The 9,118-nt window shown below is 59.2% G+C and carries 8 protein-coding genes and 1 pseudogene; 7 read left to right on the plus strand and 2 right to left on the minus strand.

What is annotated here, in order from left to right; genetic code table 11:
- The first annotated feature begins 3 nt into the window (after positions 1–3).
- The 4 genes from H4P12_RS15340 (at position 4) to murD (ending at position 5,530) form a co-directional block, all read left to right on the plus strand.
- Positions 4–1,488: a UDP-N-acetylmuramoyl-L-alanyl-D-glutamate--2,6-diaminopimelate ligase gene (locus tag H4P12_RS15340; RefSeq protein WP_187794516.1), complete on the plus strand. Its 1,485-nt coding sequence runs from the start codon at positions 4–6 to the stop codon at positions 1,486–1,488.
- Complete coding sequence (locus tag H4P12_RS15345) at positions 1,485–2,855, plus strand: UDP-N-acetylmuramoyl-tripeptide--D-alanyl-D-alanine ligase (RefSeq protein WP_187794517.1); 1,371 nt, start codon at positions 1,485–1,487, stop codon at positions 2,853–2,855. Before H4P12_RS15340 ends, H4P12_RS15345 begins: the two co-directional genes overlap by 4 nt.
- 16 nt (positions 2,856–2,871) lie before the next feature.
- Positions 2,872–3,954 (plus strand): phospho-N-acetylmuramoyl-pentapeptide-transferase, encoded by a 1,083-nt coding sequence (gene mraY, locus H4P12_RS15350; protein WP_187794518.1) that lies wholly within the window; start codon positions 2,872–2,874, stop codon positions 3,952–3,954.
- Between the two features lie 175 nt (positions 3,955–4,129).
- On the plus strand, positions 4,130–5,530 hold the full coding sequence (gene murD, locus H4P12_RS15355; RefSeq protein ID WP_187794519.1) for a UDP-N-acetylmuramoyl-L-alanine--D-glutamate ligase: 1,401 nt from the start codon (positions 4,130–4,132) through the stop codon (positions 5,528–5,530).
- Here the strand turns inward: murD and H4P12_RS15360 are convergent.
- Positions 5,527–6,318 (minus strand): enoyl-CoA hydratase, encoded by a 792-nt coding sequence (locus H4P12_RS15360; RefSeq protein WP_187794520.1) that lies wholly within the window; start codon positions 6,316–6,318, stop codon positions 5,527–5,529. The genes murD and H4P12_RS15360 overlap by 4 nt on opposite strands.
- Before the next feature lie 56 nt (positions 6,319–6,374).
- Between H4P12_RS15360 and H4P12_RS15365 the strand changes: the two genes are divergently transcribed.
- The 3 genes from H4P12_RS15365 to rpsI all read left to right on the plus strand — a co-directional run bounded on the left by H4P12_RS15365 (position 6,375) and on the right by rpsI (position 7,908).
- On the plus strand, positions 6,375–6,818 hold the full coding sequence (locus H4P12_RS15365) for a PaaI family thioesterase (RefSeq protein ID WP_187794521.1): 444 nt from the start codon (positions 6,375–6,377) through the stop codon (positions 6,816–6,818).
- A gap of 131 nt (positions 6,819–6,949) precedes the next feature.
- Positions 6,950–7,414 (plus strand): 50S ribosomal protein L13, encoded by a 465-nt coding sequence (gene rplM / locus H4P12_RS15370; RefSeq protein WP_187794522.1) that lies wholly within the window; start codon positions 6,950–6,952, stop codon positions 7,412–7,414.
- A gap of 2 nt (positions 7,415–7,416) precedes the next feature.
- Positions 7,417–7,908 carry a 30S ribosomal protein S9 gene (gene rpsI, locus H4P12_RS15375; RefSeq protein ID WP_187794523.1) on the plus strand — a complete coding sequence of 164 codons (492 nt, stop codon included), beginning with the start codon at positions 7,417–7,419 and terminating at the stop codon, positions 7,906–7,908.
- 204 nt (positions 7,909–8,112) lie between these two features.
- Here rpsI and H4P12_RS18865 read toward each other — a convergent pair.
- Positions 8,113–8,501 (minus strand): annotated as a pseudogene (locus H4P12_RS18865) (IS3 family transposase); the annotation flags it as partial.
- Between the last annotated feature and the right edge of the window lie 617 nt (positions 8,502–9,118).

Raw genomic sequence — 9,118 nt, forward strand, 5'->3', positions numbered from 1 at the left:
ACATTGACGTCGGGCACGAAAACACTGTCGCAGTTGGGTCTTCGCGCAAAAGATGGCCGCGATCCCACGATAACGGGCCTGTCGCTTGATAGTCGGACGATCAAGCCCGGCCATCTGTTTGCGGCCTTGCCGGGTTCCACAATGCATGGCGCAGAGTTTATTCCCTATGCCCTGCGGATGGAGGCGGGTGCTGTTCTGACGGATCGGGCCGGGGCTGAACAAGCGGCAGAGGCTTTGGCCGGTTGGGACGGCGCACTTGTCATCGCCGAAGACCCGCGCGCCGCTCTGGCTGGGGCCGCAGCACTGTGGTTTGAACGCCAGCCTGAACATGTCGTTGCCATCACCGGCACTTCCGGCAAAACCAGCGTCGCGAATTTCACCCGCCAGATCTGGCAGATGTTGGGACATAAGGCGATCAGCGTGGGCACGATGGGCGTGCAGGGTGATTTTCAAGCCAAGCTGGCCCATACCACGCCCGATCCGCTGACATTGCACCGCATTCTGTCGCAGGCGGCTGACGAAGGCGTTGAATATGCCGCGATGGAGGCGTCAAGCCACGGGCTGGATCAGCGACGGTTGGATGGCGTTCAGGTCGAAGCTGCGGCGTTTACCAACTTCAGTCAGGATCACCTGGATTATCACGCGAATTTCGATGAATATTTCGCGGCCAAGGCCCTGCTCTTCAATCATATACTGGAAGAGGGCGCGTCAGCCGTCATCAATACCGACAGTGATCGCGGTCGCCAGATGGCCGATATTGCCAATGATCGCGGTCTTGCGATCACCACGGTCGGGCAAAATGAAAACGCCATGCTGCGCATTCTGGGCCAACGATATGACGCAACCGGGCAGGATCTGCGGTTCGCCGTGATGGGGCAGCCCTATTTGATCCGTTTGGGGCTGATTGGCGGTTTTCAGGCAGAAAACGTGCTGCTGGCGATGGGCCTTGCACTGGCCGCCGGTGATTCAGCCGAAGCCATCATCCAGACTCTGCCCGAATTGCAAACTGTTCGCGGCCGGATGCAGCTTGTGGCGCAGCGTGAAAACGGGGCTGCTGTATTCGTGGATTACGCCCATAAGCCCGGTGCGGTCATCGCCGCGCTGCAATCCTTGCGTCCGCATGTGATGGGACGCATCGTTGCGGTCATCGGTGCCGGCGGTGATCGCGACGCGGGCAAGCGTCCGTTGATGGGTGATGCCGCACGCGAACATGCGGATGTCGTGATCGTCACGGACGATAATCCCCGCACCGAAGACCCGGCCTCGATCCGCGCGGCCGTTCTTGCAGGCGCAGGGCCGGATGCTATCGAAGTTGCCGATCGGGCCGAGGCGATTCTGCGCGGCGTCGATGCCTTGCAGCCGGGCGATGCGCTTTTGATCGCGGGCAAGGGGCATGAGACCGGCCAGATCGTCGGTCAGGATGTTTACCCCTTTGACGATGCCGAACAGGCCTCGGTGGCCGTTGCCGCACTGGATGGTAAGATATGAGCTTGTGGACAGCCGCAGACGCCGCCGAAGCCACGGGCGGTCGCGCCGTTGGTGACTGGGCGATCACGGGCATCTCGATCGACACCCGGACGATTCAGCCGGGCGATCTGTTCGTTGCGCTGAAAGATATCCGCGACGGGCATGATTTCGTGACGCAGGCGCTGCAAAAAGGCGCGGGCGCTGCCTTGGTCAGTCATGTTCCCGAAGGTGTATCACAGGATGCACCGCTACTCATCGTGGACAATGTCTTGCCCGCGCTGGAGGCGCTTGGCCGGGCCGGACGCAAGCGCATGTCGGGCAAGGTAATTGCGATTACCGGGTCGGTGGGCAAAACCTCGACCAAGGAAATGGCGCGGGCCGCGTTGACGGGGCAGGGACAGATCCACGCAGCCGAAGCCAGCTATAACAACCATTGGGGCGTGCCGCTGACACTGGCGCGGATGCCGCAGGACACGGATTTTGCGATTATCGAGATCGGGATGAGCCATCCGGGCGAAATTGCCCCGCTGTCGCGCATGGCCCGACCACATGTCGCCATGATCACGACAATTGCGCCCGCGCATATGGAGGCCTTCGGCTCTCTTGACGGGATCGCCCGCGAAAAAGGCGCGATTTTCGAAGGGTTAGAGCCGATTGGCACCGCGATCATCCCCGAAGAATTGCAGGTGACGCCAATCCTGCGCGATTGCGCCGATGCTGCAGGGGCTGTGGTCATTGGCTTCGGTCAGCATGGCATGGCCAAACTGGTGCAAAGCAAAGCCGAAGACGGCGCGTTGAAATGCCGTTCGCGTATCACTGGCGAGACCGTTGATTTTACGTTGCAAACGACCGGCACGCACTTTGCGCTGAACGCGGTGGGCGTTCTGGCGGCGCTGTCCGCTGCGGGGGCCGATCTGAAACAGGCTGGCAAACATATCGGTGACTGGCGTCCCCCAAAGGGCCGGGGTGCGATTGAAAAACTGGGTGATATCCAACTGATCGACGATGCCTTCAACGCAAATCCCGCATCGTTGGCCGCTGGACTGGCGACCTTGGCGGGATTGCAGGGCGGCCGTCGCGTTGCGATCCTGGGCGATATGCTGGAACTGGGCGCGGATGAGGTGCAGATGCATCGCGATGTCGTCACCGATCCTGCGATGGCCTCGATTGACCTGGTCCATAGCGCCGGGCCGCTGATGCGCTATCTGCATGATGCGCTGCCGCAGGACAAGCGTGGCATCTGGGCCAGCAGCGCGACGGAACTGGCTGCAAAAGTTCAGGAATTGGTAAAGGCCGGCGATATCGTGCTGGTGAAAGGGTCGAAATCCTCGAAGGTTTCGGCCGTGGTTGACGCTCTGCGCAAATCGGTGCAGACGCCCACGCCTTGAAACGAGGGGACGACGAATGCTGTATTGGCTAAGCAGCCTTTCTGAAGGGGGCGATCTCTTCAACCTGTTTCGGTATATCACCTTCCGGGCAGGGGCTGCGTTTTTTACCGCGCTGATCTTTGGCTTCCTGTTCGGCAAGCCGCTGATCAACTACCTGCGCCGCGTGCAGAAAAAGGGACAGCCGATCCGCGACGACGGCCCGGAATCGCATTTCGCCAAGGCGGGCACGCCAACGATGGGCGGTATCCTGATCCTGTCGGCGCTGTTCGTGTCGACCCTGCTTTGGGCGCGGCTGGATAACGGCTATGTCTGGATTGTGCTGATGGTGACGGCTGGCTACGCCGCCATCGGCTTTGCCGATGACTATGCCAAGGTCAGCAAGAACAACACCAAGGGTGTGTCGGGCCGGGTGCGGATGGGCCTTGGACTGGCACTGGCATTTCTGGCCTCGGCTTGGGCAATGTATTTGCATCCGGCGGATTTGACGGGGCAGCTGGCGCTGCCGGTGTTCAAGGATATGCTGATCAACCTGGGCTTCTTTTTCGTTCCCTTCGGGATGCTGGTCATCGTCGGCGCGGCCAATGCCGTCAACCTGACCGATGGTCTGGACGGGCTGGCGATCATGCCAGTGATGATTGCTGCCGGGACGCTGGGCATCATCGCCTATACAGTGGGCCGTGTCGACTTTTCCGAATATCTGGGTGTTCACCATGTCCCCGGCTCGGGCGAAATTCTGATCTTCGTGTCCGCCCTGACCGGCGGCGGCCTGGGCTTTCTGTGGTATAACGCTCCGCCCGCAGCCGTCTTCATGGGCGATACCGGGTCACTGGCCCTTGGTGGTGCGCTTGGGGCGATTGCAGTAGTGACCAAGCATGAAATCGTCCTGGCAATTGTCGGCGGTTTGTTCGTGGTCGAAGCCTTGTCGGTTATCATTCAGGTGCTTTACTTCAAGCGCACCGGAAAACGGGTATTCCTGATGGCTCCGATCCACCACCATTTTGAGAAAAAAGGCTGGGGAGAGGCGCAGATCGTCATTCGCTTCTGGATTATCGCGCTTATTCTGGCGTTGATCGGTCTGGCCACGTTGAAATTGCGCTGATCCATCGTCTCGGCCGCGCAAGGATCACCTTGCGCGCCGTTTCATCTTGGCTGAAATATCCTGGGGTGTGCAGGCTGGTGCGCCACGGGTTCAAGAACCAGCCAGCGACGGGTAGACAGCCCCCAGCATGATTACCGGCATGATTGCCAGCATGATTAATCGGAGAGCACGATCCATGATCCCCGTCCAAGGTGTCGAAAATCAGACCATCGCCGTGCTCGGCCTTGGTCGTTCGGGCAAAGCAACCGCAGCGGCGCTGGCGGCAGGCGGGGCGAATGTCATCGCTTGGGATGACGGGCAGGATACCCGCGAGCAGGCCGAAGCCGACGGCCTGACAATCGTTGATCTGACCCGCGATGATGCGTGGCAGGGGGTGACCGCGTTGATTGCCAGCCCCGGCATCCCGCATCTTTATCCAAAGCCGCATCCGGTTATCGCCAAAGCTTATGAGCTGTCGATTCCGGTCGACAACGACATCGGCCTGTTCTTTCGCAGCTATGCGACCACGGACTGGGACGGGTTCGACCGGGTGCCGCGGGTAATCGCTGTCACCGGCTCGAACGGGAAATCGACCACGACCGCGCTGATCCACCATATCCTGAAAGAATGCGGTCGCCCGACACAGATGGGCGGCAATATCGGCACTGGAGTTCTGTCGCTGGAACCTGCCATTGATGGTGAGTTCGTGGTGCTGGAGCTGTCCAGTTATCAGACCGATCTTGCCCGTGCGCTGACACCGGATATTGCCGTCTTTACCAACCTGACGCCTGACCACATGGACCGGCACGCGGGGCTTGGCGGTTATTTCGCGGCCAAACGCCGTCTGTTCGCCGAAGGGGGGCCAGACCGTGCGGTCGTTGGCGTGGATGAAAACGAAGGTCTTTATCTGGCTGACCAGCTTTCCATGGGACCGGCGGATGACCGCGTGATCCGCATTTCCTCGGGCAAAAAGCTGGACCGCGCCGCTTGGTCGGTTTTCGCGCGGAAGGGGTTTTTGGCCGAATATCGCAAAGGTCGGCAGGCGGGCTCGATTGATCTGCGACAGATCACCGGGCTGCCCGGCGCGCATAATCACCAGAATGCCTGTGCGGCTTACGCTGCCTGTCGCGCGGTTGGCATTGCCCCACGCGAGATCGAGGCTGCCTTTGCCAGCTTCTCAGGACTGCCGCATCGCAGCCAGACCATCGCTGAAATTGATGGTGTCCGTTATGTGAACGATTCAAAGGCGACGAACGTGGATTCGGCGGCCAAGGCGCTTCAGGCGTTTGATAAAATCCACTGGATCGCCGGTGGTTTGGGTAAAGAGGGCGGCATCACTGCGCTGACCCCCTATCTGGAACGCGTCACCAAAGCATATCTGATCGGTCATTCGGCCCGCGATTTCGCGCTGGAAGTCGGGCAGACCCCACATGAGGTCGTCGACACGATGGAAGCCGCTGTCGCACGCGCACATGCACAGGCAAAGCCCGGTGACACCGTTCTGTTGGCGCCTGCCGCCGCCAGCTTTGACCAATATCCGAACTTTGAAAAACGCGGCGAACATTTCACCGCATTGGTCGAGGCGCTGAAGCCCTAGCGATCAGCCCAGCTTGGCGGGCGCTTTTCCAGAAATGCAGCGATGCCCTCATCGGTATCGGGTAGCATGATGTTTTCGCAGATTGCGGCCCCGCCGGTCTGATAGGCCGGGCCCAGTCCCTGATTTAGCTGTTCGTAGAATGCGCGTTTGCCCATCCGCACGGCGGCCGGTAATTTCGAGGCGATTTGCTGGGCCAATGCCATCGTCGCTGCGGATAGTTGATTGGCAGGAACAACGCGGTTCAGCAGGCCAAGTTGCAGTGCGCGATCGGACAGGATGAAATCGCCGGTCGTCAGCATCTCGAACGCGGCCTTCGTCGGGATGGCACGGCTAAGTGCGACCATGGGCGTTGAACAGAACAACCCGATATTGACGCCATTGACGCCAAAACGCAGCCCCTCGGACGCGACCGCCAGATCACAAGAGGCGACAAGCTGGCAACCGGCCGCGGTGGCGATTCCCTGAACTTCGGCGATCACCGGCTGGGGCAGGGCCGGGATCATCTGCATCATCTGCGCGCAGCGGCCAAACAGATCTTCGAACTTTGCGCGGCCGCCATCCGCATCCGCGCGCCCCGATTGCATTTGCCGCAAATCGTGTCCAGCCGAGAATGCCTTGCCATTGGCGGCAAGAATAACGGCGTGGATATGGTCATCGCCTGCGATTTTCTGAAATGCAGCCGTAAGCGCATCGATCATTTCCAGAGACAGGGCGTTGTAATTTGCCGGGCTGTTCAGGACCAGTCGCGCGACATGTCCTTGATCCTGACGCAAAATCAACGGTTCCATCTTGATTCCTCCTCTGATTACGGAAAGCCTAGGCCGCAAAAGAGGACGGGGGAAGTATGGAAGTCGTGATGGATGTCGAGGCGTTGAACGCGTTTCTGGCACGGGATTTCCCGCAGATTGACGGTCAGTTCCGGGTCGAACGTGCCGATGCCGATGGAATCACCGCGCGACTTCTTGTCAATGAAGGCCATTTGCGGCCGGGTGGAACCGTCAGCGGACCTTCCATGTTCGCACTGGCCGATGTCTCGGTCTATTGCGCGGTTCTGTCGCGGATCGGGCCTGTGGCGCTGACAGTCACGACGAATGCTTCAATCGACTTTCTGCGCAAACCTGCTGCGGGCAAGGATCTGCTGGCGGTTTGCAGGCTGCTGAAACTGGGGCGCAGTCTGGCTGTGGCGGATGCGCTGATCTATTCCGAGGGCAGCGATGACCCTGTTGCCCGCTGCTCCATGACCTACTCGATTCCGCCAGAACGCCGGGTTTTCAGCGCCTTGAAATAAGGTATTTATATACCTAATTTACAACTCATTGATATTGAATGAATAAATTGAGTGTGACGCACTTGATTTATGCGCGGCAATCTTTGATATACCGCCATCTCGAATTCAACACGACCCTGAAGGGACGACAGATGAAAACCTATACCGCGAAACCGGCGGAGATCGAGAAGAAGTGGATCCTGATCGACGCCGAGGGCGTTGTTCTGGGCCGTCTTGCTACGATCGTCGCCAATCGCCTGCGCGGCAAGCACAAGCCGACGTTCACCCCCCACATGGACATGGGCGACAACGTCATCATCATCAACGCCGACAAGGTGCAGATGACCGGCAACAAGCGCGATGACAAGAAATACTACTGGCACACTGGCCACCCGGGCGGCATCAAGCACCGCACCGCGCGTCAGATCCTGGAAGGCGCACACCCCGAGCGCGTCGTTTTCAAAGCTGTTGAGCGCATGATCAGCCGCAACAAGCTGGGCAAGCAGCAGATGACCAATCTGCGCGTCTATGCCGGTGCTGAACATCCGCATGAAGCACAGCAGCCCGAAGTTCTGGACGTCAAGGTCCTGAACGTCAAAAACACCCGGAGCGCGTGATTATGGCTGAAGATATCAAAACCCTCGACGATCTGAAGTCGGCCGTTTCGGGCACCTCGGCTGCCGCTGTTGCGACAGAAGTCGCACGTGAACCGCAGCGCGATGATCAGGGCCGTGCTTATGCAACCGGCAAGCGTAAAGACGCGGTCGCCCGCGTTTGGGTCAAACCGGGTTCGGGCAAGGTCACCGTCAATGGCAAGGACATCAACGAATACTTCGCCCGCCCTGTGCTGCAGATGATCCTGCGCCAGCCGTTCGAAGTTGCCGGCGTTGTCGGTCAGTATGACGTGCAGGCGACCGTTAAAGGCGGCGGTCTGTCCGGTCAGGCCGGTGCTGTAAAGCACGGCATCAGCCAGGCGCTGCAACTGCACGAGCCTTCGCTGCGCGCTGCACTGAAAGCCGCTGGCTTCCTGACCCGCGATTCGCGCGTCGTTGAACGTAAGAAATACGGCAAGGCCAAAGCCCGCCGTTCGTTCCAGTTCTCGAAACGCTGATCTGGTTTTCGCGAATACAGTCATGGAAACGCGCCCTCTGGGGCGCGTTTTTTTTTTATGCGCCACTGCCCGGACGGCATATGCCATGCCGGATTTCTCTTTTTCTTGCTCGGAAAAGCTGGCCAAGACCATCCTGGTAGCGAGGCGATCAGGTCTTCCTTGTGTGGTCTTGGGAATCCCGTTGATCGGCGCACAAAGAGGAGAACGCTCGACGCGTTTGTCGTTCACCTGCCAGCCGTCGACGGCATGCGTCGACCTCGCAACAGAGCTGCAATCCGGCGGTCGCCGCAGCGCCATATTGCCGGGCCAGCTTGATCATGTCCGCGCGCCCTTGCGGCAATTTGCGTTGCGTCGAACGATGCTGGCGAAGCACGTGGCAAGCCCGACGCTTGGCAACGCCCACCCCACGTTCGCCGTTGAGCGCGGACAAGTGGCGCCTTCAACGGCTCACTGCTTCCGCCTGCGGTAACAAGTGTGTTCGACGACACCGAAACGCCGATCGCGTCCAGACGGGACAGATCTTGCCCCATCAGAACCTCAACCTGCCGCAACTTCGAGACGATCTCCTCCGGCTTCGGTCGCTTGGCGGCCATTCGCGATCCTCCGTTTCCTAAACATGACGGCTTCCTAAACATGACGGCGGACCACTTCGGTGGGAGAGGATCACGTCGATCTGGTTCCGGGCGTCGTGCTGCTGGCTTTGCCCTGGGATTCGCCGATTCTGCCGCCGAGTCGGGAGCGCGTTTCCTCTGATTCATCCCCTTTCAGAGCGATTCAGAGGCCTTCTTGGGGATTTTTGTCACGAATCTGACGCGATTTCATGCTTTGATTCTGATTGAAACCGAACCGTCGTCGCTGCCCTAAGCGGGAGCGATGAATTTTCACTTAAAATATAGGCGTAATTTCAATGCGTTAAAACAATTATCGTTTTTCTTCGAAATTTGCTCTTGCGGCTCTGGGTTCGGGGGCCTAAATACCGCTTCACCGAAGGCGGGAACGCTGGAAGGGACGGACGGAAGCGGTGCTGATGCGCTGGGGATGTTCGGAAGACAATTTGGGAATGACTGACCGGGCGGGCGTCGATAGAAAGGCGCCGCATCCGTGATTTTGTTTCCTCTGCTTTTTGACATTGATGATGAATGAAGGGATATGCGGGCGGTTTGGTCGTATTCGACCAAGGTCTTGCATATCGGCTCTCTAGCGCAAGCGA

Source organism: Paracoccus amoyensis (assembly GCF_014490725.1).
GTDB classification, from domain to species: domain Bacteria; phylum Pseudomonadota; class Alphaproteobacteria; order Rhodobacterales; family Rhodobacteraceae; genus Paracoccus; species Paracoccus amoyensis.

Excerpts from the sequence above, each read along its gene's own strand:
- H4P12_RS15345 (WP_187794517.1), top strand. The coding sequence starts at position 1,485 with ATGAGCTTGTGGACAGCCGCAGACGCCGCCGAAGCCACGGGCGGTCGC.
- mraY (WP_187794518.1), top strand. The coding sequence starts at position 2,872 with ATGCTGTATTGGCTAAGCAGCCTTTCTGAAGGGGGCGATCTCTTCAAC.
- murD (WP_187794519.1), top strand. The coding sequence starts at position 4,130 with ATGATCCCCGTCCAAGGTGTCGAAAATCAGACCATCGCCGTGCTCGGC.
- H4P12_RS15360 (WP_187794520.1), bottom strand. The coding sequence starts at position 6,318 with ATGGAACCGTTGATTTTGCGTCAGGATCAAGGACATGTCGCGCGACTG.
- H4P12_RS15365 (WP_187794521.1), top strand. The coding sequence starts at position 6,375 with ATGGAAGTCGTGATGGATGTCGAGGCGTTGAACGCGTTTCTGGCACGG.
- rplM (WP_187794522.1), top strand. The coding sequence starts at position 6,950 with ATGAAAACCTATACCGCGAAACCGGCGGAGATCGAGAAGAAGTGGATC.
- rpsI (WP_187794523.1), top strand. The coding sequence starts at position 7,417 with ATGGCTGAAGATATCAAAACCCTCGACGATCTGAAGTCGGCCGTTTCG.